Below are 25,173 nucleotides of genomic sequence, written 5' to 3'. Positions count from 1 at the left end.
CTCGTCTCGTGAAGCGTAGCGGGAGAATAGGTGCTCTAATGCCGTGGCGAAAGCGCGGCGGGCGGCAGGTCGCGCAGGGTCTGGGCCAGCAGCCGGCCCTCGGCGCCGCGGCTGGAGCCCGCCCGCCAGGCGACGACGATCTCGCGGCTGGAATGATCGGAGTCCAGCGGTCGGATGGTGACCGGCGCGTTGTGGGCCAGACCCGCGGCCACGGCCATCGACGGCAGGAACGACACGCCCAGGCCCGAGCCGATCATCTGCACCAGGGTGGGCAGGGACGTGGCCGCGAAGCTTTCCTCGTCACCGAGGCTCGAGCCGCGCGGCGGCTCCAGCCCGCAGGCGGCCAGGGCGTGGTCGCGCAGGCAGTGGCCGTCCTCCAGCAGGATCATGTCGTCGCCGCGCAGGGTTTCCGGATCGACCCGGTCGAAGGCCGCCATGCGGTGGTTGGCCGGCGCGGCGGCCAGCAGCTCGTCGTCCTCGACATGGGCCCAGTCCAGGCCGGTCATGTCGTAGGGCAGGGCGATCAGCGCCGCGTCCAGGCCGCCCGACTTCAGGGCGGCGATCAGCCGATGGGTCAGGTCCTCGCGCAGATAGAGCTTCAGCTTCGGGAACTGGTCGCGCAGGGCCGGCAGGGCGCGGGGCAGCAGGTAGGGGGCGACGGTGGGGATCACCCCCAGGCGGAACCGGCCGGCCAGCGGCTGGCCCGCCCCGCGGGCCGCCTGCACCAGGTCCTCGGCCTGGGCCAGGATCGCCTCGGCCCGGCGCACGGCTTCCTGGCCGGCGGCGGTCAGGATCACGCCGGACCGGGCGCGGTCGACCACCGAGGCGCCGAGGATCTTCTCCAGCTCCTGGATTCCGGCCGACAGGGTCGGCTGGGTGACGTGGCAGGCCTCGGCCGCCCGGCTGAACGAACCATGCTCGGACAGGAGCTTCAGATATTGCAGCTGGCGCAGGGTGGGGAGCATGTCCGCAAGATAGGTGCGGTCTATCGGAAATCAAAAGGTAATCGACGGGACCTTTGCTGCACCCGCGAACGCGCCGGGTGGCGCATATAGATTCACTCTATCGTCAAGAATGAAACAATCGATTGGCCCTATCAAACTCCCTTGCGTAGAAGGGCCTTCGCAATTCCTTGCAGGAGAACTTCATGTCCTTGATCAACACCCAGATCAAACCCTTCACCGCCCAGGCCTACAAGGGCGGCAAGTTCGTCGAGGTCAGCGACGCCGACCTGAAGGGCAAGTGGTCCGTCGTGTTCTTCTATCCGGCCGACTTCACCTTCGTCTGCCCGACGGAACTGGAAGATCTGGCCGACAACTACGCCACGTTCCAGCGCCTGGGCGTCGAGATCTACGCGGTGTCGACCGACACCCACTTCTCGCACAAGGCCTGGCACGACACCTCGCCGGCCATCGGCAAGATCCAGTACACCATGGTCGGCGACCCGTCGGGCCAGATCACCAACAACTTCGGCGTCATGCGCGAAGGCGTCGGCCTGGCCGACCGCGGCACCTTCCTGATCGATCCGGAAGGCGTGATCCAGTTCGTGGAAGTCACCGCCGAAGGCATCGGCCGCAACGCGATCGAACTGCTGCGCAAGATCAAGGCCGCCCAGTACGTCGCGTCCCACCCGGGCGAAGTCTGCCCGGCCAAGTGGGAAGAGGGTGAAAAGACCCTCGCCCCGTCGCTCGACCTGGTCGGCAAGATCTAAGCCCGCCAGCGACTTGCCGCGGCTCCCAGGGTCGCGGCGGGGCTCGCCGCTGGTTCCTCCGTCCCTTGATGGGCTTGGGAACCGGCGGCTTCGCCCCCTCATTCCAGACATTCCAAAAAAGATCCGGCGTCGCGTCCCTCCCCGCGCGCCTGAAAGTCGGAGCCCGCCATGTTGGACGATGGTCTGAAGACCCAGCTGAAAGCCTATCTGCAGAACCTGCGCCAGCCGATCGAGCTGGTCGCCTCGCTGGGCGAGGGCCAGGGCTCCAAGGACATGCTGGCGCTGCTCGAGGACGTGGCCGGGACCTCCGACAAGGTCAGCCTGAACCTGGCCGGCGACGACGCCCGCAAGCCGTCCTTCGCGATCGCTCGCGCCTCTCCTGGTGAGGCGGGGGGCAGCGCCGATGTCCGCTTCGCCGGCCTGCCCCTGGGCCACGAGTTCACCTCGCTGGTGCTGGCCCTGCTGCATGTCGGCGGCCACCCGCCGAAGTTCGACGCCGAGGTGCTGGACCAGGTCCGCGCCCTCGAAGGCGAGTTCCGCTTCGAGACCTATTTCTCCCAGAGCTGCCAGAACTGCCCGGACGTGGTCCAGGCGCTCAACACCATGGCGGCCCTCAACCCCGCCATCACCCACGTGGCCATCGACGGCGCGCTCTTCCAGCAGGAAGTTGAAGCGCGCCAGATCATGGCCGTGCCGACCATCCTGCTGAACGGCCAGCCGTTCGGCCAGGGCCGCATGAGCCTGGAACAGATCCTGGCCAAGCTGGACACCGGCGCCGTGGCTCGCGAGGCCGAGAAGCTCAAGACCAAGGACGCCTTCGACGTTCTGGTGGTCGGTGGCGGCCCCGCTGGCGCCGCGGCGGCGATCTACGCCGCCCGCAAGGGCATTCGCACCGGCGTGGCCGCCGAGCGCTTCGGCGGCCAGGTGCTGGACACCATGGCCATCGAGAACTTCATCTCGGTGTCGCACACCGAAGGCCCCAAGCTGGCCTCGGCCCTGGAGCAGCACGTCAAGGACTATGACGTCGACATCATGAACCTGCAGAGGGCGGTCGGCCTGGTCCCGGCCAAGACGCCGGGCGGTCTGATCGAGGTCAAGCTGGAGAACGGCGCCAGCCTGAAGTCGCGCAGCGTGATCCTGGCCACCGGCGCCCGCTGGCGGAACATCAACGTGCCCGGCGAGGCCGAGTACAAGAACAAGGGCGTGGCCTATTGCCCGCACTGCGACGGCCCACTGTTCAAGGGCAAGCGCGTGGCGGTGATCGGCGGCGGCAACAGCGGCGTCGAGGCGGCCATCGACCTGGCCGGCCTCGTCGCCCACGTGACCCTGATCGAGTTCGACAGCCAGCTGCGCGCCGACGCGGTGCTGCAACGCAAGCTGGCCAGCCTGCCCAACGTGCGCATCGTCACCTCGGCCCTGACCACGCAGGTGCTGGGCGACGGGACCAGGGTCACCGGCCTGACCTACAAGGATCGCAACCACGACCAGGTTCATACGGTCGACCTGGAAGGCGTGTTCGTGCAGATCGGCCTGGTCCCCAACACCGAGTGGCTGAAGGACACAGGCATCGCCCTGACCCAGCGCGGCGAGATCGAGGTCGATCATCGCGGCGAGACCTCGCTGCCGGGCGTGTTCGCCGCCGGCGACGCGACGACCACGCCCTACAAGCAGATCATCATCGCCATGGGCGAGGGCTCGAAGGCGGCCCTGTCGGCCTTCGACTACATGATCCGCCTGGAGCCGGCGGTCCCGGCCGAGCAAGAGGCCGCCTGAGGCTTTCACACGGGGCGGAAACGCCTCGGATCGGCCTGCTCGAAGCCGCCGCGACCGCTCGTTTTGAGGTCGCGGCGGCTTTCGTGCGCCGGCTTCGTGCATTTGGCGATGCGTCAATGCGCCTCTCGCCGAACGCGTGATCTTGACCTCGACAGCAATCTTGGGCGCGGGCTATCCTGTTAACGAATGGGCAAATGATTCTGCGCGGCTGAGGGGCCGAATCGGCGCGATGGGCGTCGTGTCGCGGGTCGTTAAGGGGTGGGCAAGATGAGGCTGCTGTCGAAGGGCGATCGCAACACCAAGGGCGGCGTCAAGCCGGTGATGCTGGCCGCCGAGAATGATCGTCTCGAGGGCGACGGCGGCGCCGACCGTCTGGTCGAGGCCACCCAAGCCATCGGCGTCCGCTACGAGACCATCCACGGCGGGCTGGACAGCATCAGCCGCGTCGTCGAGCACCTGCGGGCCATCGAGCCGCTGCTTTCCGAGATCCGGGGTCCGGTCGCCGAGGAGTTCGAGGCCCGTCGCGCCGAGCACGCCGAGCTGATCGCCCTGCGCGCCGCCCACGACCAGGCCGCCCGCCAGCTGGCCGTCGTCCTGGCCGAGGAGCGCGAGCTCTCGGCCCGTCTGGCGACCACCGACGCGGCCCTGACCGAGTCCGAGGCGCGCCGCCAGTCCCTGGACGTCGCCCTGGAAGACAGCGCGCTGGAGATCGACCGCCTGCGCAACGGCCTGCAGCAGTCCGAGCTCAAGGTCGGCGGCCTGGAGGCCGCGCTGCGCGACGCCACCGCCCGCGCCGAACACCTGGCCCAGGACGTCGAGACCCTGCGGACCCAGACCCAGGACATCGACGCCCGTCGCGGCGAGTCCGAGGCCGCCCTGGCCGCCGCCCGGCAGCAGTCGGCCCTGCAGGCCGAGGAACTGGGCACGGTGAAGAAGCGCCTGGAACAGGCCGGCGCCGACGTCGCCCGCCTGTCGCGCATCGAGACCGAGCTGGAAGCCCAGGTCGCCGCCGAGCGCGCCCGCGTGCTGGCCGCCGACAACGCCCTGGCCACGATCCAGGCCGACAGCGCCCGCACGATCCGCGGCTTGGAAGCCCAGGTCGAAGCCGGCCGCGCCGAGGCGCTGGCCTTGCAGACCCGCCTGGAGACCGCCACCGGCCGCGCCGACAAGCTGGAAGAAATGAACGGCCAGATCTCTGGCCGTCTCAACGAGAGCAGCGCCCAGCAGCAGGCCGTCGAGCGCCGGGCCGGCGACCTCAATGTCGCCCTGGAGCGCGCCCTCGAACGGGTTCGCAATCTCGAGGACGAGGTCGAGGACCTGCGTGGCCGCCATGCCGGCGTCGACACCGCTCGCGCGGCGGCGATCGAGCGCGCCGACCAGCTGGCCAAGGCGGTCGGCGCCCACGAGAAGGCGCTCAAGCGGTCCGAGGAACGCGCCGCCCAGCTGCGCACCCGCTTCGAGGCCCTGCAGGCCTCCGAAGACGAGATCCGTCGCGCCCACGACGACAAGATCGCCGAGATGCAGGCCGAGATTGAACGGGTCCGCTCGGAGGCCGCCCTGGCCGAAGGCGCCCTGGAATCGGCCCGCCGCGACCGCTCGCGCCTGCAGATGGCCTTGCTGGGCGCCACCAGCGACGACATGCAGGCCGCCAGCTAGCCTCCGGATCGGCTCTGGCCGATCGAGGCGTTGGATCATCCTCGAACCCCGGGCCTCGCGCCCGGGGTTTTAGTTTGGGCGCGCCACACGATCTCTACCTAAGAGATCATATATTGACGTTTCCTCCATAGAGTGATCACCTTTCCGACGGGGCTTGGGCGATCGACGCGGGCGCGACGCCGCGTGACTCCCGGCCGGCACGGCGGAGGGCGCGATGAAGATCTCGAAACCGGGACGGACGTTCGGCTGGCGGGCGCTGACCGCGGCGCTGGTGTGCCTGGCCGGCGGCGGCGCACTGTTCGCCGCCCAGGCGATCAAGGCCGCCGCGCCGGTCAAGCCGGCCTATCTGGCCGCCTTCCCCAACTTCGCGCCCAGGCTGACGCCGCAGATGCCGGGCGACGTCGATATCGCGTTGAAGACCCAGCTGGAGAAGGCCCAGAAGTTCTCCGAGGTGCAGCGCGAGTTCGACCTCTATTCCTGGCAGATGTTCCTGGCCCTGAACTGGCCCACCAACAGCCAGGGCCAGGCCGCGCCCAAGCTGACCGACACCCGCTTTGGCCAGCCGCACTGGACGCTGTGGCACAATTCCAGCGCGATCTTCCAGACCGACGGCGCGCGGCCCGCCGCCTGCGGCGTGACGCCCAAGGCCCGGACCCTGGTCCTGTTCCGCGGCGACCTGGCCAAGCCGGTCAGCAAGGGGCTGGCGCCGTTCTCGGCCCAGGCCACGGCCAACGCCGATCCGCGCTCGACCCGGTTCCTGGGGGTGCTGTCGGCGGTGGGCGAACTGAACGCGGCCAATCTCGGCGACGACATCGACCAGGCCTTCTCGGGCCCGATGCTCGATCAGAACGGCGAGTTCGTCTATTACGAGATCATGATCGACCCCAACGAGGTCGGCTATCTCTGCGACAGCAGCCTCTACAACATCAACGGCCAGGTCGCCTTCACCAAGGCCGGCGGCAAGGTCGCCATGCCGATCGGCACGCCCGACCAGGACTGGAGCGGGTCGTTCGAGCTGAAGTTCGCCTGGCGGATCCTCAAGCCGGGCAAGGACGACTTCAGCCGCTTCCACACCAGCCCGGCGGTGGTCATGGATCCCGGACCGGACGGCAAGCCGCTGGAGCGCAAGGTGACGGTCGGCTTGGTCGGCATGCACATCGGCCACAAGACCAAGACCTCGCCGCAGTGGATCTGGTCCACCTTCGAGCAGGTCGACAACCTGGACGTCGACACGGTCGCTCATCCCAAGCTGAACCCGTCGTTCGTCGACCCCAACTGCCCGATGTGCGCCGTCAACCAGCTGCCGCAGAAGGTCAAGGGCGTCTATCCGCGCATCCCGACCCAGGCCTGGCGCGGCGTTCCGATCCCCGGCGACAAGGTCGCCCTGAACCGCCAGGCCCAGGCGGCGCTGAAGGCCCAGGGCTCGGTGTGGCAGTACTACCAGTTGATCGACACCCAGTGGCCGACCGACCCGACGGCGCCGCCCGCGCCGTGGAACGGCGGTCTTCCCAACGCCATCGGCAACAAGCCGGGCGGCGCCCCCACGCCGGTGTTCCTGACCAACATCACCATGGAAACCTACTTCCAGAAGGGCAACCAGGTGGCCTGCAACGGCGAGGAACTGCCCGGCGGCCAGGACTGCCCCGCCTCGGGCCCCGCTCAGCCGCCGGTCTGGAACTCGGCGCTCAACGGCCTGGGTAAGCCGGTGACGCCGGGGATCAACACCCTGACCTTCCAGACCGAAAGCTGCATGGGCTGCCACTCGTCGGCGGGGGTGTGGACGGCGTACGATCCCAAGAGCGGCAAGGGCAAGCAGTCGGGCCAGCTGACGGCCGACTTCTCCTGGCTGCTCAGCCAGAAGGCCAGTTACGAGAAGTAGAAGGCGGCTACGGGGCCTTGCCCGTCTCGACATAGACCTTCAGCCGGTCGAACTGCTCGCCCAGCACCTGGTCGACGACCGGCGCGATCTTGTCGAGCCCGCCGGTCATGTAGCCGCCGACGTCGTAGGTCTGGGTCAGGGTGGTCTTGCCGTCCTTCTCCGCCAGGGTCCAGCCCAGGTGTCCGGTCGCGCCGGACATCTGCAGCGGCCCCAGGGCGCCGGACAGCCGCAGGCCCTGGCCGGGCTGGGCGTAGACCACGGTCATGTGCATCACCGAGCCGCCGTTCGGCAGCTTCTCGCAGAAGCAGCCGCCCGCCATCGGGGCCAGGGACAGGTTGGCGGCCGAACCCGACCAGGTGTGGTCCTTGTTCCACCATTGCGACGGTTGGGAGAGCGCTGCGTAGACCTTGTCGGCCTGGGCGTTCAGCACCGCCGTGCGCTTGACCTGGAAGCCGTTGGGCTGGGCGTCGACGACTTCGGCCCTTGCTTCGGGCGCGACGGCGGTCGCGGCGGTCAGGACCAGCGCGAGGGCGGTGAGAAGGCGCTTCATGGCTTCACCCTGGTTGCGGGCGCAAAAAACCCCGCCGGAGCGGGGTGGATCTGCGTCGTGAAATGGCTTGATGTCGCCACAGCTCACGACGGCCCCGGGTGGGGTCTTAGACGCGGATCGCCGAAGCGAGAGCCGCTTACGAAGCTGAATATACGTCGTCAGAGGTGTTTAGTCAAGTGTGCGAGCCCGATTCCATGTAGAACGCAAGCCCGGACCCGACTGATGTCCTCCCGGTTTATTCTCGAGTAATAGTATTGTCGGCGACCATCCGCGGCTTTCCCAAGCCGAATGAAATCAAGGCGATGGAACGCGACGCTGGAAATCATATCTCCCTTTACCCAAACACCGTCGCTACGCATCCAATCCGGCAATTCGGGGCGGATATCGATCTGGCAGTTATAGCTCTGAGGCGGGGTGGGCGCCGTAGTGCTCAGGGAAACGACTGTACAAAGTCCCGGGCGCGCAAGGATTTTCGGGCTGATGACGATGACCGGGCGACGTTTGACCATTTCGGGTTCACGAAATCCGGAGCCGAAGTCACACACATCAATAATGAACCGATTGGCGGATGCTCTCTAATCGCCACGCTGTTCCTCTTAGGTGATCCGCAACTCTAAGGATCGGCGTTTAGTTTAGGCAAGCGTTGATCCTAAGCCGCCTCGAACCGCAGCGGTCCGCCCCAGAAGCTCTCCACCAGGCCGTTCTGCGGACCGGGCGCGCCGGTGGTCAGGAACTGGCGCGAGCCGCCGGTCCCGGGGGTGAGCTCCGGATGGCGTTGCAGGTACAGCTCCAGCGCGTCGGCGGTCGCGGCCGGCTGGTGGATCACCGGCGTGCCGGCCGGCAGGGCGGTGCGGAAGATGTCGGCGATGATCTCGTAATGGGTGCAGCCCAGCACGGCCCGGTCCGGATAACGGCCGATGCGGGTCTTCAGCGCCTGGACATAGCCCTCGACCGCCTTGGCCAGGTCCACGGCGCCGGCGTCGGCCTCGATCATCGGCACGAGGTCCGGACAGGCTTGCGAAAACACCGCGATGTCCTGCTTGCGCTTGTCGATCTCGATCTCGTAGACGCGCGAATTGGTCGTCCCCTGGGTGGAGAACACGCCCAGCACGTCCAGCTGCTCGACCTTGTCGCCGCGCCGCTCGGCCTCGTGCTCCCACGGCAAGCCGGTGGCCGCCTCGATCGTCGGCACGATGATGCCCAGCACGTTGATCGATCGACCGAGCTGCTTGCGATAGCCGGGCAACCAGGTCTGCTGCAGACGACGCAGGGCGATGGCCGAGGCGGTGTTGCAGGCCAGAACCACCAGGCTGGCGCCGGCGTCGAACAGGCGCTCGCAGCCGCCCCTGGTCAGGGCGACGACCTCCTCGCCGGGCCGGCCGCCATAGGGGGCGTTGGCCTGGTCGGCGAGATAGACGAAGTCCGCCTGGGGCAGACGGTTCACGAGGGCGCGGTGGACCGTGAGGCCGCCCACGCCGGAGTCGAAGACGCCGATGGACATGGACTGGGCTTACCGCGCTCTTGCCGAACCGTCCACGCGCCGCCCTTGAGATTTTCGCGCAGGCTACGTGCAGGGGCGGCGTTTCGCGCACGAACGCGCCTCTCCCAAGCCAGCCCTCACGGGAATTCTGTCGCAAAATTCACGATCGGCGGGACGAATTCCGCATGAAAGCGCTTACGTCGCAGCCACGCGGCGCTCTAGGGTCCAGGTTCGTTCCCTTGGAGACCGCCGTGAAGCGCCGTTCCTTCCTCGCCGCCGCCAGCGCGGCCGCCCTGACGCCCATGATCACCAAAGCCGCCACGCCCGCCGCCCCTCCGTCCAATCCCCTGCTGGCCCCATGGACGGGTCCGCACGGCGGCCTGCCGCCGCTGGACAAGGTCAAGCCCGAGCTGTTCGCCTCGGCCTTCGAGGCGGCGATGGCGCAGCAGCGGCAGGAGATCTTCGCCCTGACCGCCAAGCGCATGGCGCCGACCTTCGAGGGGGTCATGGCCGCCTTCCAGGACTCCGGGCGGACCCTGAACCGGGTCAGCGCCCTGTTCGGGGTGTTCACCTCGACCATGAACGACGCGGCCATGCAGAAGGTCGAGGCCGAGACCACGCCGAAGCTGGCGGCTTTCAGCGACGAGATCATCCAGAACGAGCAACTGTTTTCCCGTATCAAGGCCGTCTACGACGCCCGCGAGACCTCGAACCTGACCCCCGAGCAGAAGCGCCTGTCCTGGGTGGTCTACAACAGCTTCGCCCGCCAGGGCGCGGCGCTGGACGCCGCCAAGAAGGCGCGCCTGGGCCAGATCAATCAGGCCCTGGCCAGCCTCTATACCAAGTTCAGCCAAAACGAGCTGGCCGACGAGGAAGGCTACACCCTGGAACTGGCCGAGGGCGACCTGGCCGGCCTGCCGGACTCGGTGAAGGCCGGCGCGGCGGCCGCCGCGGCGGAGAAGGGCCTGACGGGCAAGTGGCTGATCACCAACACCCGCTCGTCGATGGAGCCTTTCCTCGTCTATTCCGACCGCCGCGACCTGCGCGAGAAGGGTTGGCGGCTGTGGGTGTCGCGTGGCGACAACAACGACGCGCACGACAACAAGGCGGTGATCACCGAGATCCTCAAGCTGCGGGCCGAGAAGGCCCAACTGCTGGGCTTCGAAACCTACGCCCACTGGATCACCGACGACCAGATGGCCAAGACGCCCCAGGCGGCCATGGACCTGATGATGCAGGTCTGGAAGCCCGCCGTGGCTCGCGTCCACGAGGAGGTCGCCGACATGCAGAAGGTCGCCGACGCCGAAGGCGCGACCTTCAAGATCGCCCCCTGGGACTATCGCCACTACGCCGAAAAGGTGCGCAAGGCGCGCTACGATCTCGACCAGAACGTGGTCAAACCTTACCTGCAGTTGGAGAAGCTGCGCGAGGCCATTCACTGGGCGGCCGGCCAGCTGTACGGCTTCACCTTCACCCAGATCACCGACGTGCCCGTCTGCCATCCGGACGTCCGCGTCTGGGAGGTGACCAAGGGCGCCCAGCGCGTAGGCCTATGGTACTTCGACCCCTACGCCCGGGCCGGCAAGCAGTCGGGCGCCTGGATGAGCGAGTACCGCACCCAGGAGAAGTTCCGGGGCGTGGTCACCCCGATCGTCTCCAACAACTGCAACTTCGTGAAGGGCAAGCCCGGCGAGCCGGTGCTGATCTCGTGGGACGACGCCACGACCATGTTCCACGAGTTCGGCCACGCCCTTCACGGGTTGAACTCTGACGTGACCTATCCCGCCCTGGCCGGCACCAACGTGGCTCGCGACTTCGTCGAGTTCCCCAGCCAGCTGAACGAGCACTGGCTGCCGACCAAGCCGGTCCTCAGCCGGTTCGCCGTGCACTACCAGACCGGCCAACCGATCCCCGACGAACTGGTGGCCAAGATCGAGAAGGCCAAGACCTTCAACCAGGGCTTCTCGACGGTCGAATACCTGGCCTCGGCGATCTACGACATGAAGATCCACCTGGCGGCTAAAGGCCAGGCCATCGACCCGGCCGCGTTCGAACAGACGACCATGGCCGAGATCGGCATGCCGCCCGAGATCGTCATGCGCCACCGGCCCACCCAGTTCGGGCACATCTTCTCCGGCGAGGGCTATTCGGCCGGCTATTACGACTACATCTGGGCCGACACCCTGACCGCCGACGCCGCCGAGGCCTTCGAGCAGGCGCCGGGCGGCTTCTACGACAAGACGGTGGCCAAGCGCCTGCACGACGACATCATGAGCGTGGGCAACACCATCGACGCGGGCGAGGCCTTCCGTCGGTTCCGCGGCCGCGACGTGAAGATCGGCGCCCTGATGCGCAACCGCGGCTTCCCGGTCCCGCCGGGGACGTAGGGCGACACAACGATCGGGGACAGGCGCATGCGCCTGTCCCCAGACATGGTACGATCCGTTTCAGATATATCTAAAACCACTCTTGACGTTCAGGCAATCCGATATATCTGTAAGTTCGATATAACGAAACAGGATCGAAATCTCACATGTTTGGACGTCATCCCCACCATCCCGGCCACCACGGCGGTCATCACGGCGCGCCCTTCGGCCGCCATCCGTTCGGCTTCCATGGCCACGAAGGTCATCATCGTCGCGGCGGCCGCATGGGCCGGTTCTTCGATCACGGCGACCTGCGCCTGGTCGTACTGAAGCTGATCGCCGAAAAGCCCAGTCACGGCTACGAACTGATCAAGGCCGTCGAGACCGCCGCCGGCGGCGCCTATACCCCCAGCCCCGGCGTGATCTATCCGACCCTGACCTTGCTGGAGGAGCTGGGCTACGTCACCGCGGCCGACGCCGGCGGCGGCAAGAAGCTCTACACGATCACCGACGAGGGTCGGGCCTTCCTCGAGGCCAACAGCCAGCCGGTCCACGGCCTGTTCGCCCGCATGGCCGAGGCTGCCGCCCAGAGCGCCGCCTTCTCGCCGCAGATCATGCGGGCCCGCGAGAACCTCAAGACCGCCCTGCGCCTGAAGCTGACCTCCGGCTCGCTGACCCCCGAGCAGGTCGCGGCGATCGCCAAGATCATGGACGACGCGGCCGCCGCCATCGAAGGAGTCTGACCCTCATGCAGAGCCATGCCCGACTGAACACCGACCGCGGCGCGCGCTACATGATCCAGCTGGCCAAGCACTGGGCTCATCGGTTCGAGGCGACGCACGACGAGGTCTCGGCCCTGATCCCGCTGCCGCTGGGGACCTGCAGCATGCTGGCCGACCCCGAAGGCCTGGACGTCACGATCGAGGCCGTCGACCTGGAGGCCCTGGCGCGGCTGGAGGACGTGGTCGCCGAGCACCTGCTGCGCTTCGCCTTCCGCGAACCGGTCAAGCGGCTGGGCTGGACGCGGGCCTGGGAGGCGGGCTGCATCGACCCGCCGGCCCTGCGGATCAACCGGGTCTCGCCCTAGCTTCGAGCGCCACGTGTTCGAGACCATTTCTGGGACAGATGATCAAGCTTGACTTGTGCGTGTCCTGGAACGAGGGTTCCCCTGACTCGAGCTCCAGTAGAGAGCCTTTTCGGGAGGAAGCCATGGGTCATGTGATCCGCGGCGCGCCCAACCAGGCGCGCCAGGGCGGCCGTTCGAACCGGCTTGGCTGGCTTTTGCTGGTTTCCGCCGCCAGCCTCGCCCTGTGGTGCGGCGTGATCGTCTTGATCGTTCGCGCTCTAAATTCTTGAATCCAGGGCCTTAACGCAGGCCGCGCAGCAAGTCGATCCGGCGCATCGCCTTGCCCGGCAAGGCCGACACGGGCCCCAGCGGCAGGGCCTCGGCCATGCCGCGCAGGCCATAGATCGCCGTGCGGGCCAGTGTCGAGACCGACGGCGCGCCCAGGAACCCGAACATCACGGCCTGCTGGTGGTTCGACAGCTCGCGCTTGAAGCGATAGTCGCCGGCCCCGAGGTCGAGACGCTTGTAGGGGCCGCCATCCAGGCTCCTGAGGATGTCCTGGAACAGCAGCAGGCCGGGCGAATAGCGCTCGAACTTCGGGTCGTGGGCGATCATCCAGCCATGGATCGTGCCGCCGCCCCGCAGATGGAAATGCACGGCCGCCAGCTCGTCGCCCAGGTGCAAGGTATAGAGACCGCCGCCGAACGCCGGGTCACGGGTCTCCAGCAGGTCATCCATCAGCCGCATGACCCAGCCGGTGCGGAACAGGTCGGTCTGGCCGGTGGCCGCCAGCTGGGCGCGCTTCCAGGCGATCAACTGTTCGAAATCGGCGCGGGAGTCCGACAAGGCGGTGAACCGGGTCGGGCCCACCTCGCGCTCGACCTTGCGGCGCTTCTTGTCGATGTCCTTCAGCGCGCCGACGCCGGCGGCCTTGCGCTCGGCCTCATAGGCGGCGTAGCCGTCGGCGACCTCGATCACCCAGGAAACGCACTGGCCGCGGGCGTGGCCCTGGAAGGCCGGGTCCTGAGCCTGCATGTGGCAGAAATCATAGCGCGAGACACCCAGGGCCTGCAGCATGGCGCGGGGGTCGGCCCGAAACCCGTCACGGGTCACCAGGGCCTGGTAGTCGCTCATCGGCGCGCCGACCGGCATGGCGGTCGAGCCGCGCTTGCGCACCGCCAGGAAGGCGGCCGGGTCGCCGGCCTTGTCGTACTGGACGACGACCTTGGTGCTGTTGGCGGGGCCCCGCGCCCGCGCCACGGCCTGGGCCCACAGCGGCGACAGGAACGGGCTGTCGAAGCGCGTCTCGCCGGCCTGGGCGGTCGACCAGGCCGAGCGGACCTCCTCGGGCAGTTCCAGGGCGGGGAAGACGTCGATCTTCAAGGCAACCTCGATCCGGCTCGGGCCGAACGTGCGGCCGGATATTCGACGCCACCTTGACGCGGATAGATTGAACGAGGGTTTACGTCTCGAAGATCGACGTTCTTCGAAGCGCGAGCGCCTCAGTCCATCAGCTTCCTCGACAGATAGACATATTCCAGCGCCTGTCGGCGGGCGGTCTCGGCCAGGTTGGCGCTGGCCGCGTGGCCGCCGTCGATGTTCTCGTAATAGAGCACCGGATAGCCCAGGTCCTCCAGCCGCGCGGCGGCCTTGCGGGCGTGGGCCGGGTGGACGCGGTCGTCCTTGGTCGAGGTCTCGATGAACACCTCGGGATATTTCCGGCCGGTCCTGAGGTTGGAATAGGGGTCGTACTTGGCGATCACCGCCCGTTCGGACGGGATGGCCGGGTCGCCATATTCGCCCACCCACGAGGCCCCGGCCCCGATCTGGCTGTAGCGGATCATGTCGAACAGCGGCACCTGCACGACGATGGCGTTGTAGAGCTCGGGCCGCTGGGTCAGGGCCACGCCCATCAGCAGCCCGCCGTTGCTGCCGCCCATAATCCCCAGGCGGCGGGGCGAGGTGATCTTGCGGTCGATCAGGTCCTGGGAGACGGCGAAGAAGTCGTTATAGGCCTTCTGCCGGTTTTCCTTCAGGGCCGCGTCGTGCCAGGCGGGACCGAACTCGCCGCCGCCGCGGATGTTGGCGACCACATAGGTCCCGCCGCGCTCCAGCCACAGCTTGCCCATCACCCCTGAATAGGCCGGGGTCATCGACACCTGGAAGCCGCCATAGGCGTAGAGCAGGGTCGGGGCCGTGCCGTCGTACTTCACGCCCTTGGGCCGCACGACGAAGTAGGGGATCTTCACGCCGTCGCTGGAGGTCGCCTCGAACTGCTCGACCGCGTGGGTCGAGGCGTCGAAGCGGGCTGGCGAGGCCTTGACCTGCTCCAGCTTCAGCGAGGCGGCGTCGGCCAGCCAGTAGGTCGAGGGCGTCAGATAGCCGGTGACGCTGACGAACAGGCGGTCGTCCTTCTGCGAGGCCGAGCCCAGCCCGATCGTCGAATTGGCCGGCAGGGCCAGCTTCTGGTGCGCCCAGCCCTGCGGACCGTGGCGGTAGACCAGGGCCGCGCCGGTGACGTTGTCCAGCAGGCCGACCACCAGCCGGTCGCGGGTGGTGGTGACGCTCTCCACCGATTGCTTGGCGGTGGGACGCAGGACCAGGGTCGCCGCGGCCTTGGCCGGGTCGGCCTTGAAAGCGGCCAGGTCGAAGCTGATCAGATCGCCGGTCTTGAAACCGCGCTCGGACCAGTCCTGCTCCAACGATACGACCATCTGGCCGGCCACATAGGCCTGGATCGAGTGCTTCAGCGGCAGGGGCAGCTTCACGGGGCTGGCGTCGGTCAGCAGGTAAGTTTCTGCCTCGAAGAAGCTGACCCCGCGATTGGCCAGGACGGCCACGACGTTTCCGTCGGCGTCGGTCAGGGTGTAGGCCGAGGCCGAGACGTCGTCCGGCGTGCCGCGGAACACCTCCTTGGCGTCCGCCAGGGCCTGGCCGCGCTTCAGCGCCTTGACCACATAGGGATAGCTGGACTTGGTCACCTGGCCCGGCTCCCATTCGCGGGCGACCAACAGGGTGTCCTTGTCCAGCCAGGCGACGTTCTGCTTGCCCTCGGGCAGGCTGAAGCCGCCGGGCACGAACGCCTTGGTCGTGGTGTCGAACTCGCGGATCGTCACCGCGTCCTTGCCGCCGTTCGACAGGGTCAGCAGGCAGCGGGTCTCTTCGGGCGGCAGGCAGCTGGCGCCCTTGAACACCCAGTTGGCGCTCTCGGCCTTGGATAGGGCGTCGATGTCGAGGATCGTCTCCCACTGGGGCTCGGCCGTGCGGTAGCTGTCCAGCGTGGTCTTGCGCCACAGGCCGCGCACATGGTCGGCGTCCTGCCAGAAGTTGCGCAGGGATCCGTCGCCGGCGAACGACACGCTCGGCACCCGGTCCTTGGCGTTGAGGATCGCCAGGGCCTGGGCCTGGAGACCGGCGTAGCGGGCGTCGCCCTGCAGGATCGCCAGGCTGCGCGTGTTCTGCGCCTTGGCCCAGGCCAGCGGCCGCTCGCCCTCGATCTCCTCCATCCATTTGTAGGGATCGTCCTTGCCCAGGTCGGCCAGCGGCGTGCGGGCTTCGGTATCGGCGGGCGGAGCGGGGTCGGCGGCTTGGGCTGCGGTCATGAGGCTCGTGGAGGCGAGGAGGGCGAGAAGCAGGCTACGCATCTAGGGATCCGGCGGCTGTCGTGACAGGTGGCCCGCTGCAGGCAAGCGGGGCCTTTGCGCGACGGTATCGTAAAAGAAGGCCGGCGCCAGATGGCTTGAGCCTCGCGACCGTCCTGATCACGCCCTCAACCCCTTCCGCACGAAAACCCAAGCTCAAATCGCCGCAGTTGGGCCCGGCCTCTGACTCGGCCGAGGTTTTCCACTATATAGCCCCACCATGAGCCGCACCTTTCTCAAGATGAACGGCCTCGGCAACGACTTCGTCGTGATCGAGACCCTGACCCAGCCCTTCAATCCGACGGCTGAGGACATCCGCGCCATCGCCAAACGGGATGAGGGCGGGATCGGCTGCGACCAGGTGATCGCCATCGACCCGCCCAGGGCCGAGGGCGCCAGCGCCTATGTGCGGTTCTGGAACTCGGACGGTGAGGAGATCGGGGCCTGCGGCAACGGTACGCGCTGCGTGGCCTGGCTGCTGATGCAGTCGGGCAAGAAGGACGCGGTGGCCTTCGACACGGTGGCCGGACGGCTGTCGGGCGTGATGGCCGGCGACAAGCTGGTCACCGTCGACATGGGCCAGCCGGGCCTGGTCTGGGACGAGATCCCTCTGGCCGAAGAGATGGATACGGTCGGGATCGAGCTGCAGGTCGGCCCGATCGACGCGCCGCTGGTCCACACGCCCGGCTGCGTCTCGATGGGCAATCCGCACGTGGTGTTCTTCGTCGACGCCCCAGTCGACGACGCGTTCGCCACGGGCACGGGAAGCCTCGTCGAGCACCACCCGCTGTTCCCGGAAGGCGTCAATGTCGGCTTCGCCCACGTCGCCGCTCGCGACCATATCCAGCTGAAGGTCTGGGAGCGCGGCGCGGGCCTGACGACGGCCTGCGGCACCGGCGCCTGCGCGGCCCAGGTGGCCGCCGTGCGGCGCGGCCTGACCGATCGCACGGCCAAGGTCGAGTTCGAAAGCGGCGCCTTGACCGTCGAATGGCGCGAGGCCGACGGCCACGTGATCATGACCGGTCCGGTGACCATGGAGTTCGTTGGCAAGCTGCCGGAGCGCGCGGCTGCATGACCGTCCACCCCGCCATTGGACCGGGCAAGACGGCGGTGATCACCGGCGCGGCCGACGGCATCGGCCTGGCCGCCGCCCGGGCCTTCGCCGACCTCGGCATGAACGTGGTCATGGCCGACATCATGGGCCGGGCCCTGAAGAAGGCCGCCGACGCGATCGGCGATAAGGCCTTGGCCGTGCCGACCGATGTCGCCGACCGCGCCGCCGTCCAGGCCCTGCGCGACGCCGCCGTCGAGCGGTTCGGCGCGATCGACGTGCTGATGAACAACGCCGGGGTCGGTGGCGGGGGCGACGCCTTCTCGGGCGAGGACCCGTGGAAGCGGGTGCTGGACGTCAACCTGTGGGGCGTGATCAACGGCGTCCAGCTGATCGGCGAGGAGATGGCGGCCAGCGGCCGTCCCGGCCTGATCATCAACACCGGCTCCAAACAAGGGATCACCCAGCCGCCGGGCAATACCGCCTACAACGTCAGCAAGTCGGCGGTGAAGGCCCTGACTGAAGGGCTGGCGCATAGCCTGCGCGAGATCATCGACTGCCAGGTCGACGCCCGCCTGCTGATCCCCGGCTTCGTCCATACCGGCATGACCCGGCGCGGGACCGACAAGCCGGCGGGAGCCTGGACGCCCGAGCAGACCGTGCAGTTCATGCTCGACAGCATCGCCCGCGGCGACTTCTACATCCTGTGCCCCGACAACGACGTGCCGCGGTCGCTGGACGAAAAGCGCATGGCCTGGGCCATGGGCGACGTCATCGACAACCGCCCGGCCCTGTCGCGCTGGCATCCGGACTGGAAGGACGCCTTCGCCGCGTTCGTGGACCGGCCGTGACCGAAGCCGTTTTCTCTTCCCCACAGATCGACGAAGCCTTGGCCAAGCGACCGTCGCGTCGCGGCGTTGTCTGCGCGGTCGTTCTGAACCTGCTGCTTCCGCCAGCGGGGTACGTATTCGTTGGCCGCATGCGTCTGGCGCTGGGTTTTCTGGCCCTGCTGATCGTTGCGACCTTGGCGGCGCTGGGTTGGACGTTCCACATGCCGCCGGGCGTCTATCGCTGGGCGGACGATGCATCCAATGTCGGTCCGATCTGGATCCTGAACGTGGCGGCGGCGGTGCACGCCGGCTGGATCGCCTGGCGAGCTCGGACGGCGGGCGTGGCCGCCAAGCGGCCCAATGTCCTGGTCCACGTGCTGTTCGCTGTGACGCCACTTTTGATCGGGCTGGGGTTGCGTCTGTTCTTTCCGCTGTCCGTCTACACGATCCCCTCTGCGTCAATGAACCCGACTCTGAGCCAGGGCGATGTCCTGGGCGTGTACGGCGGGCGGGCATTGTGCGGCTCGATCAAGCCGGCCGTGGGCGACGTCGTCATCCATCGCATCGGCAAGGTGCGTTTCGTCAAGCGGATCGTGGCCGGGGGCGGCCAGATCGTGGCTCTGCGCGCCGGTGTGCTGAGCATCGACGGCCATGTCGTGACCCGTCAATCCGAGGAACGTAGCCTGCCGATCGCCGACGGCGGTTACTCGCCCAGCGGCCAGGTCTATCGCGAGACCCTGCCAGGCGGACGCAGCTATGAAACCCTCGATCTGGCGCCAGATGGCGAGTTCGATGACTTCGGCCCGCTCACCGTTCCCGCCAACGCCTGGTTCGCGTTGGGCGACAATCGCGACAACAGCCTCGACTCCCGAACCCAGGGTCCATTCGCCCAGAAGGACGTCTGCGGCGTGGTGACCAAGGTTCTGCAATCGTCCAACGCCGCTCGCGTGGGGTTGAGGCCGTGACGACCTACACGCTCATCTCCAGGCCCCCGACGCCCAAGCCCGCCATCGGTGAAGAGGGCGGGCCGGCGACGACGATGTCGGGACCGGACGGCGTCGATGTCGTCACCTTCGGTTGCCGGCTGAACGCCTACGAGTCCGAGGCCATCCGGGCCCGCGCCTCGGCCGACGGCCTGGCGGACGCGGTGGTGTTCAACACCTGCGCGGTGACCAACGAGGCCGTGCGCCAGGCCCGCCAGGCGATCCGCAAGGCCCGCCGCGAGCGGCCCGACGCCCGGCTGATCGTCACCGGCTGCGCCGCCCAGATCGACCCGGCCGCCTTCGCCGCCATGCCGGAAGTGGACCTGGTGCTGGGCAACGCCGAGAAGGCCGCGCCGGGGGCCCTGCTCGACACCTCCACCCGCGTGCGGGTCAACGACATCATGTCGATCAAGGAGACCGCCGGTCACCTGATCGCCGGCCTGAAGGATCGCGCGCGGGCCTATGTCGAGGTCCAGAACGGCTGCGACCACCGCTGCACCTTCTGCATCATCCCCTACGGCCGGGGCAATTCGCGCTCGGCCCCGGCCGGCGAGGTCGTCGAGCAGGTCCGCCGCCTGTCGGCCGAGGGCTATCGCGAGGTCGTGCTGACCGGCGTCGACGTCACCTCCTGGGGCGCCGACCTGCCCGGCCAGCCGACCCTGGGCCAACTGGTCGCCCGGATCCTCAAGCTGGTCCCCGACCTGCCGCGCCTGCGCCTGTCGTCGATCGACGCGGCCGAGATCGACCCGGACCTGTTCAAGCTGCTCGAGACCGAGCCGCGGCTGATGCCCTATCTGCACCTGTCGCTCCAGGCCGGGGACAACATGATCCTCAAGCGCATGAAGCGCCGTCACAGCCGCGAGGACGCCCTGAAGCTGGTGTCGGAGGTTCGCCGCGTGCGCCCCGACACCGCCTTCGGCGCCGACCTGATCGCCGGCTTCCCGACCGAGAGCGACGCGGCCTTCGAGAACACCCTGAAGCTGGTCGAGGAGGCGGGCCTGGCCTTCCTGCACGTCTTCCCCTACAGCGCCCGCCCCGGCACGCCGGCGGCGCGGATGCCGCCCGTCAAGGGGCCGGTGATCAAGGACCGCGCCCGCCGTCTGCGCGAGGCCGGCCAGGCCGGGCTCGAACGGCACCTGCAGCGCCAGCTGGGCCGGACGCTGTCGGGCCTAGTCGAGCGCGAGGGCGTGGCCCGGGCCGAGGACTTCACCGAAATCGCCTTCGAAGGCCCCGCGCCCCAGGGAGAGATCGCCGCCTTCCGGGTGGTCGGGCACGACGGGACGCGCGTGATCGCGGAGCTCACCGCCTGAGCATGCTCGACCGCCTCGTCCTGACCGCCGCCCTGGTCGCGACCCTGTCGTTCGGCGCCTCGGCGCGCGCCCAGGAGGCCGCGCCGCTTCCGGAGCCGAAAACCGAGGACACCCCGCCCGCCGCCTTCCATCCGGTCGGCCCGATGCAGCCGGTCGAACTCAGCGTGATGACCTACAATGTCGAGGGCCTGCCCTGGCCGGTGCGATCTGGGCGCGGCTCCAAGCTGAAGGCCATCGGCCGCCAGCTGGCCGCCCTGCGCGAGAAGGGGCTGCAGCCCGACGTCGTCCTGCTGCAGGAGGGCTTCCGCGACGAGGTCCGCGACCTGATCGCACTGAGCGGCTATCCGCACGTCGCCCGGGGACCGCGCAAGCGGCAGCGCGACGCCAACCCGTTCAGCAAGGACGACCGCCCGCGCTACAAGCGGGTGAAGTACCGCCGCAAGGGCGAGGGCTGGGGCAAGTGGGGCTCCAGCGGCCTGTGGGTGCTGAGCGACCATCCGATCAACTGGGTCAAGTCGCACGCCTATCGCTACTGCGCGGGCCTGGACTGCCTGGCCAACAAGGGCGTGATGCTGGTCAGCCTGGACGTGCCGGGCCTGCCGACGCCGGTCGAGATCGCCGACACACACCTCAATTCCAAGGGCGCGTCCGGCGTGCCGCGCAACCGCAACCGCATGGCCCACCATCTGCAGGCCGAGGAGCTGGGCCACTTCATGGAGAGCGACCGCACGCCTGGCGCGCCCCTGATCGTCGGCGGCGACTTCAACGTCATGCACGCGCCGGACCGCTATGACTATGTGATGCAGCGCTATCCGTTCGAGGTGGTCAGCCAGGTGTGCTTCCAGGCGCCGCGGAGCTGCGACGCCAAGATCTCGGCCGACGGCGACGCCCCGTGGCTGGACACCCAGGACCTGATCGGCTTCAAGCCGGGCGACAAGGTGGCGATCCGGCCGGTCCAGGTCGAGGCCCGGTTCGACGGCTCGGCGACGGGCGGGCCGGTGCTGTCCGACCATGACGCCTATGAGGTCACCTTCCGCCTGACGCCGATCCCGACCCTGTCGGTCCCGCCGCACCAGCCCTGAGGTCTTGCCATGTCCGACCTTCCCCTGACCGGCGGCTGCCAGTGCGGCGCGGTGCGTTTCCGGGTCGAGGGCGAGCCCGGCCGCGCCTCGATCTGCCATTGCCGCATGTGCCAGAAGGCCTTCGCCGGGCCGTTCGGGGCCTTGATCACCGTCAAGGTCGCCGACCTGGCCTGGACGCGGGGCGCGCCGTTGCGCTTCCAGAGCTCGGACACGGTCCGGCGCGGCTTCTGCGCCGCCTGCGGCACGCCCCTGACCTTCGAATGGAGCGCCGACCAGATCGACCTGGCGGTGTTCGCCTTCGACGATCCCTCGCGGGTCGAGCCGACGGTGCAGTTGGCCGTCGAGGGGCGTCCGGCCTGGATGGACCACCTGGCCGACATGCCGGTGCGGCCGCCTCTGGGGCCGTCGGGGCCGGTGGTCAGCCGGCAACACCCAGACCACGACACCTGATCCCGGCTTAATTGCCGCCCTCGACCGCCCCGTTCCGGCGCAGCAGGTCGCCGACCCCCGCGCCGTTCAGCTGGCAACGGGCCACCACCCGGTCGTAGGACTGCCGTCCGGCCCGGCAGACCAGGTATTGGCCGTAGGTCAGGGCCTTGAGCATGGCCTTCGCCCGCGCCCCGCCGGCGTCGTGCAGTTCGGGGGCCGAGAAATCGCCGAGCCGCACCTCGATCCAGGTCTGGGGATCGGAGCTTCGGCTGACGCAAAGACTGTCGCCGTCGCCGATATAGCGGACAACGCCGCTGAAGGTGGTCGAGGGACCGGGCAGCGGCGCGACGCAGGGGTCGGCCAGGGCGCTGACGGGCAGGGCGAGCAGAAGGCTCGCCAGCAGGATAGGGCGGAACGGCATCATGATCTCCCAGGCTGTGCCGGGAAAACCGTATCATCGCCTTAACCGCTTGAATTTTCTCAAGGATTACTACTATATCGGGATTATGTCCGTTGCGTTAACGCGATGCGTGCAGGTTCGGTAAAGTTCATCGGCACGCCCGCAAACCATGACAAGATCGATCCGGAGGTGGTGTGATGGAACTGAAGATCAGCATCATCCGCGACGAGGCCGGCTACGCCGAGGCCCTGGCCGCGTTCGAAGCCTATTTCGACAATGAGCCCGAAGCCGGCAGCGACGACGGCGACCGGTTTGAGTTGCTGGGTCTGCTGCTGGCCAAGTACGAGCAGGAGCATTTCCCCTTGCCGAGGATCGGTCCGGTCGAGGCGATCCGCTTCGCCATGGACCGTCGGGGCCTGAGCCAATCGGACTTCGCTGATTTGCTGGGCTCGCGGTCCCGGGCCTCCGAAATCCTCAATGGCCGCCGGGAGCTGACCCTGCCTCAGATCCGGCTGCTGTCGAAAGTCTGGGGCGTTCCGGCGCAGGCCCTGATCGCCGAGCCCGAAGCGGCCTAAGGCCTGGGAGCGTCCTCGCCGCCCGCGAAGCCCGGCAGGCTCCAGCCCAGCTTCAGGGCGCAGGCCCGCAGGCCGAAGGCGGCGGCGAAGCCGGCGATCCCGGCGGGCCAGAAGCCGACGTGCAGCAGGGTCAGGCCCGCGAACACCGCCGCGCCCAGCAGGGCGGCGGTGATGTAGATCTCGCGGCGAAGCAGCAGGTTGGGCTCCTCGGCCAGCACGTCGCGGATCACCCCGCCGAACGCGGTGGTCAGCACCCCCATCATCACCGCCGTGAACGGATGGACGTGCAGGCTCAGCGCCTTGGCCGTGCCGACCACGGCGTAGGCGGCCATGCCCAGGGCGTCCAGCCACAGCAGGGCCCGGAACCGCCAGCCGCGCTTGCCCAGCAACCAGACCGCCACCGCCGCGGCCAGGCAGACCATGACGTAGCCGGGCCTCTGGACCCAGAACACCGGCGCGCCGATCAGCAGGTCGCGCAGCGTGCCGCCGCCCACCCCGGTGATGGCCGCGAAGAAGCCGAAGGTGATGATGTCGTGCTTGCGGCGGGCGGCCGCCAGCGCCCCGGTCGCCCCGAACACGGCGACGGCGGCGTAATCCAGCCAGAAGAGCGTGGTCGAAAGCGCGTCCATCGGCGTTTCATGCCACGGCCGATGGAGCCTGTCCCGAGCTCCATCCCTATTTATTGGCGCGTGGCGGACGCTGAAACCGCTCACACTTTCAGCCGCCACGCTCTAAAGGAACGCCATGAGCGAAAAGCCCGAGCAGAAAAAAGGCTGGTTCCAGCGCCTGACCTCCGGCCTGGCCCGGTCGTCCCAGCAGATGACCGAGCAGGTCACCGGGGCCTTCACCAAGAAGCCGCTGGACCAGGAGCAGCTGGACCAGCTGGAGGAGATGCTGATCGAGGCCGACCTGGGCCCGCAGATCGCCGCCCGCATCACCGACGCCTTCGGCAAGGCCCGGTTCGGCAAGTCGTCGACCGAGACCGAGGTCAAGGAGGCCCTGGCCGAGCTGGTCGCCGCCGAGCTGGCCGACCGCGAGGGCGTGTTCGACCCGCTGTCGGGGCCCAAGCCCTATGTGGTGCTGTTCATCGGGGTCAACGGCTCGGGCAAGACCACCACCCTGGGCAAGATCGCCTCGGACCTGGCGGGCAAGAACGCCAAGGTGCTGATCGCCGCCGGCGACACCTTCCGCGCCGCCGCCGTCGAGCAGCTGAAGGTCTGGGCCGACCGGGCCGGGGCCGACTTCATGTCGCGGCCGCCCGGCGCCGACGCCGCCGCCCTGGCCTACGAGGCCGTCGAGCGCGCCAAGGCCGAGGGCCACGACGTCGTGCTGATCGACACCGCCGGCCGGCTGCAGAACAAGCAGGGCCTGATGGACGAGCTGCTGAAAGTGATCCGCGTGCTCAAGAAGGTCGACCCCGACGCCCCGCACGAGACGCTGTTGGTGCTGGACGCCACGGTCGGTCGCAACGCCCTGGCCCAGGAGAAGATCTTCGGCAACCAGGTGGGCGTGTCCGGCATCGTGATGACCAAGCTGGACGGCACCGCGCGGGGCGGGGTGCTGGTGCCGGTGGCCCGGGCCTCCGACAGCCCGATCAAGCTGATCGGCGTCGGCGAGGGGGTCGACGACCTGCAGCCGTTCGACGCTCGCGCCTTCTCCCGTTCGCTGGTGGGCCTGGAGGACTAGGTGATGAGCACGCCCGAAACGCCGCCCCCCGTCCCGAACGCCACCGCCAAGCGGTCCGCCTGGATCCGCCACGCGGTCGACTATGGGCCGCTGCTGGCCTTCCTGGTCAGCTTCCTGATCACCCGCAGCATCACCGCCGCGACCTGGGTGCTGGTGGCCGCCTCGGCGATCGCCCTGGCGTTCGGCTTCGCCGTCGAGCGCCGCCTGGCGCCGATGCCGCTGATCGCCGGCCTGGGCGCCCTGGTGTTCGGCGGCCTGGCCCTGGTGTTCCATGATCCGCGCCTGCTGAAGATCAAGCCGACCGTGCTCAACGTCGCCTATGCCGGCTTCCTGTTCGGCGGCGTGGCGCTGCGCAAGAATCCGCTGAAGGTGCTGCTGGGCGAGGCGATGCACCTGTCCGACGCCGCCTGGCGGACGCTGACCATCCGCTACGGCGCCTGCTTCCTGGTCCTGGCCGGCGTCAACGAGGCGGTCTGGCGGACCCAGTCCGACGCGGTGTGGGTGTGGTTCAAGTTCCCGGGCCTGGCGGTCCTGATGATCCTGTTCTCGCTGACCCAGGTGCCGTTCATGATGAAGCATATGCACGACGGCGATCAGGACAAGGCGCCGAAGGAGCCCGGCGCGGACCCGGAGGCCGGATAACCCGCCGCCCACGGACCATCTGTCGTCAAAACGACGTGTAAGCGTGGTACTGAAAGCTCCGTC

25 protein-coding genes are annotated in these 25,173 nt (G+C 68.3%); 17 read left to right on the top strand and 8 right to left on the bottom strand.

The window, feature by feature from the left end; genetic code table 11:
* Positions 1-35: 35 nt before the first annotated feature.
* Complete coding sequence (locus ACSQ2G_RS07630; protein ID WP_436029664.1) at positions 36-965, bottom strand: hydrogen peroxide-inducible genes activator; 930 nt, start codon at positions 963-965, stop codon at positions 36-38.
* Between the two features lie 182 nt (positions 966-1,147).
* Here ACSQ2G_RS07630 and ahpC point away from each other — a divergent pair, with 182 nt between their 5' ends.
* The 4 genes from ahpC to ACSQ2G_RS07610 all read left to right on the top strand — a co-directional run bounded on the left by ahpC (position 1,148) and on the right by ACSQ2G_RS07610 (position 7,019).
* The gene (gene ahpC, locus ACSQ2G_RS07625) at positions 1,148-1,711 is read left to right on the top strand and encodes an alkyl hydroperoxide reductase subunit C (protein WP_028039395.1); all 564 of its coding nucleotides are present in this window, start codon (positions 1,148-1,150) and stop codon (positions 1,709-1,711) included.
* Between the two features lie 168 nt (positions 1,712-1,879).
* On the top strand, positions 1,880-3,484 hold the full coding sequence (ahpF, locus tag ACSQ2G_RS07620) for an alkyl hydroperoxide reductase subunit F (protein WP_436029662.1): 1,605 nt from the start codon (positions 1,880-1,882) through the stop codon (positions 3,482-3,484).
* A gap of 267 nt (positions 3,485-3,751) precedes the next feature.
* Positions 3,752-5,140: an intermediate filament-like cell shape determinant CreS gene (locus ACSQ2G_RS07615; protein WP_436029660.1), complete on the top strand. Its 1,389-nt coding sequence runs from the start codon at positions 3,752-3,754 to the stop codon at positions 5,138-5,140.
* 214 nt (positions 5,141-5,354) lie between these two features.
* On the top strand, positions 5,355-7,019 hold the full coding sequence (locus ACSQ2G_RS07610; RefSeq protein WP_436029658.1) for a hypothetical protein: 1,665 nt from the start codon (positions 5,355-5,357) through the stop codon (positions 7,017-7,019).
* A gap of 7 nt (positions 7,020-7,026) precedes the next feature.
* Here the strand turns inward: ACSQ2G_RS07610 and ACSQ2G_RS07605 are convergent, their stop codons facing one another.
* The 3 genes from ACSQ2G_RS07605 to ACSQ2G_RS07595 all read right to left on the bottom strand — a co-directional run bounded on the left by ACSQ2G_RS07605 (position 7,027) and on the right by ACSQ2G_RS07595 (position 9,070).
* Entirely contained in the window at positions 7,027-7,569 is a 543-nt protein-coding gene (locus ACSQ2G_RS07605; protein WP_436029656.1) for an SRPBCC family protein, read from the bottom strand.
* Positions 7,570-7,727: 158 nt separating this feature from the next.
* Positions 7,728-8,078, bottom strand: a complete 351-nt coding sequence (locus ACSQ2G_RS07600; RefSeq protein ID WP_436029654.1) for a type II toxin-antitoxin system PemK/MazF family toxin — start codon at positions 8,076-8,078, stop codon at positions 7,728-7,730.
* 140 nt (positions 8,079-8,218) lie between these two features.
* Positions 8,219-9,070 carry a glutamate racemase gene (locus ACSQ2G_RS07595; RefSeq protein WP_436029652.1) on the bottom strand — a complete coding sequence of 284 codons (852 nt, stop codon included), beginning with the start codon at positions 9,068-9,070 and terminating at the stop codon, positions 8,219-8,221.
* A gap of 230 nt (positions 9,071-9,300) precedes the next feature.
* On the opposite strand from ACSQ2G_RS07595, the gene ACSQ2G_RS07590 reads away from it, so the two are divergent.
* The 4 genes from ACSQ2G_RS07590 (at position 9,301) to ACSQ2G_RS07575 (ending at position 12,771) form a co-directional block, all read left to right on the top strand.
* Complete coding sequence (locus ACSQ2G_RS07590) at positions 9,301-11,436, top strand: M3 family metallopeptidase (protein ID WP_436029650.1); 2,136 nt, start codon at positions 9,301-9,303, stop codon at positions 11,434-11,436.
* A gap of 146 nt (positions 11,437-11,582) precedes the next feature.
* Positions 11,583-12,158, top strand: coding sequence for a PadR family transcriptional regulator (locus tag ACSQ2G_RS07585; RefSeq protein WP_436029648.1), 576 nt, complete (start codon positions 11,583-11,585; stop codon positions 12,156-12,158).
* Positions 12,159-12,163: 5 nt separating this feature from the next.
* Positions 12,164-12,502 (top strand): DUF2218 domain-containing protein, encoded by a 339-nt coding sequence (locus ACSQ2G_RS07580; RefSeq protein WP_436029646.1) that lies wholly within the window; start codon positions 12,164-12,166, stop codon positions 12,500-12,502.
* Positions 12,503-12,624: 122 nt separating this feature from the next.
* A complete protein-coding gene (locus ACSQ2G_RS07575; protein WP_436029644.1) occupies positions 12,625-12,771 on the top strand; it encodes a hypothetical protein in 147 nt (48 codons plus the stop codon).
* Positions 12,772-12,781: 10 nt separating this feature from the next.
* Here the strand turns inward: ACSQ2G_RS07575 and ACSQ2G_RS07570 are convergent, their stop codons facing one another.
* On the bottom strand, positions 12,782-13,864 hold the full coding sequence (locus ACSQ2G_RS07570; RefSeq protein WP_436029642.1) for a GNAT family N-acetyltransferase: 1,083 nt from the start codon (positions 13,862-13,864) through the stop codon (positions 12,782-12,784).
* A 119-nt stretch (positions 13,865-13,983) separates the two neighbouring features.
* Entirely contained in the window at positions 13,984-16,125 is a 2,142-nt protein-coding gene (locus tag ACSQ2G_RS07565) for a prolyl oligopeptidase family serine peptidase (RefSeq protein ID WP_436029640.1), read from the bottom strand.
* Positions 16,126-16,342: 217 nt separating this feature from the next.
* On the opposite strand from ACSQ2G_RS07565, the gene dapF reads away from it, so the two are divergent.
* The 6 genes from dapF to ACSQ2G_RS07535 are packed head-to-tail and all read left to right on the top strand — an operon-like array spanning position 16,343 to position 21,828.
* Positions 16,343-17,197: a diaminopimelate epimerase gene (dapF, locus tag ACSQ2G_RS07560; RefSeq protein WP_436029638.1), complete on the top strand. Its 855-nt coding sequence runs from the start codon at positions 16,343-16,345 to the stop codon at positions 17,195-17,197.
* Positions 17,110-18,024 (top strand): SDR family NAD(P)-dependent oxidoreductase, encoded by a 915-nt coding sequence (locus ACSQ2G_RS07555; RefSeq protein ID WP_436029636.1) that lies wholly within the window; start codon positions 17,110-17,112, stop codon positions 18,022-18,024. Before dapF ends, ACSQ2G_RS07555 begins: the two co-directional genes overlap by 88 nt.
* Complete coding sequence (gene lepB / locus ACSQ2G_RS07550; protein ID WP_436029634.1) at positions 18,021-18,968, top strand: signal peptidase I; 948 nt, start codon at positions 18,021-18,023, stop codon at positions 18,966-18,968. Before ACSQ2G_RS07555 ends, lepB begins: the two co-directional genes overlap by 4 nt.
* Positions 18,965-20,296: a tRNA (N(6)-L-threonylcarbamoyladenosine(37)-C(2))-methylthiotransferase MtaB gene (gene mtaB / locus ACSQ2G_RS07545; RefSeq protein ID WP_436029632.1), complete on the top strand. Its 1,332-nt coding sequence runs from the start codon at positions 18,965-18,967 to the stop codon at positions 20,294-20,296. Before lepB ends, mtaB begins: the two co-directional genes overlap by 4 nt.
* Before the next feature lie 2 nt (positions 20,297-20,298).
* The gene (locus tag ACSQ2G_RS07540) at positions 20,299-21,378 is read left to right on the top strand and encodes an endonuclease/exonuclease/phosphatase family protein (RefSeq protein WP_436029630.1); all 1,080 of its coding nucleotides are present in this window, start codon (positions 20,299-20,301) and stop codon (positions 21,376-21,378) included.
* Between the two features lie 9 nt (positions 21,379-21,387).
* A complete protein-coding gene (locus tag ACSQ2G_RS07535) occupies positions 21,388-21,828 on the top strand; it encodes a GFA family protein (RefSeq protein WP_436029629.1) in 441 nt (146 codons plus the stop codon).
* Between the two features lie 7 nt (positions 21,829-21,835).
* On the opposite strand, the gene ACSQ2G_RS07530 is transcribed toward ACSQ2G_RS07535, so the two are convergent.
* The gene (locus tag ACSQ2G_RS07530; RefSeq protein ID WP_436029627.1) at positions 21,836-22,228 is read right to left on the bottom strand and encodes a thermonuclease family protein; all 393 of its coding nucleotides are present in this window, start codon (positions 22,226-22,228) and stop codon (positions 21,836-21,838) included.
* A 176-nt stretch (positions 22,229-22,404) separates the two neighbouring features.
* Between ACSQ2G_RS07530 and ACSQ2G_RS07525 the strand changes: the two genes are divergently transcribed.
* On the top strand, positions 22,405-22,782 hold the full coding sequence (locus ACSQ2G_RS07525) for a helix-turn-helix domain-containing protein (RefSeq protein ID WP_436029626.1): 378 nt from the start codon (positions 22,405-22,407) through the stop codon (positions 22,780-22,782).
* Here the strand turns inward: ACSQ2G_RS07525 and ACSQ2G_RS07520 are convergent.
* On the bottom strand, positions 22,779-23,411 hold the full coding sequence (locus tag ACSQ2G_RS07520) for a trimeric intracellular cation channel family protein (RefSeq protein ID WP_436029624.1): 633 nt from the start codon (positions 23,409-23,411) through the stop codon (positions 22,779-22,781). The genes ACSQ2G_RS07525 and ACSQ2G_RS07520 overlap by 4 nt on opposite strands.
* Positions 23,412-23,526: 115 nt before the next feature.
* On the opposite strand from ACSQ2G_RS07520, the gene ftsY reads away from it, so the two are divergent.
* Together ftsY and ACSQ2G_RS07510 are read left to right on the top strand one after the other, a co-directional pair.
* A complete protein-coding gene (gene ftsY / locus ACSQ2G_RS07515; protein ID WP_163233351.1) occupies positions 23,527-24,468 on the top strand; it encodes a signal recognition particle-docking protein FtsY in 942 nt (313 codons plus the stop codon).
* A gap of 3 nt (positions 24,469-24,471) precedes the next feature.
* Complete coding sequence (locus ACSQ2G_RS07510; RefSeq protein ID WP_436029622.1) at positions 24,472-25,110, top strand: inner membrane-spanning protein YciB; 639 nt, start codon at positions 24,472-24,474, stop codon at positions 25,108-25,110.
* Positions 25,111-25,173 lie beyond the last annotated feature (63 nt).

This window comes from Caulobacter sp. LjRoot300 (genome assembly GCF_964253875.1).
GTDB lineage: Bacteria > Pseudomonadota > Alphaproteobacteria > Caulobacterales > Caulobacteraceae > Caulobacter.
The sequence above is the reverse complement of the archived record's forward strand: the minus strand, read 5'-3'. Positions and strand labels throughout refer to the sequence as shown.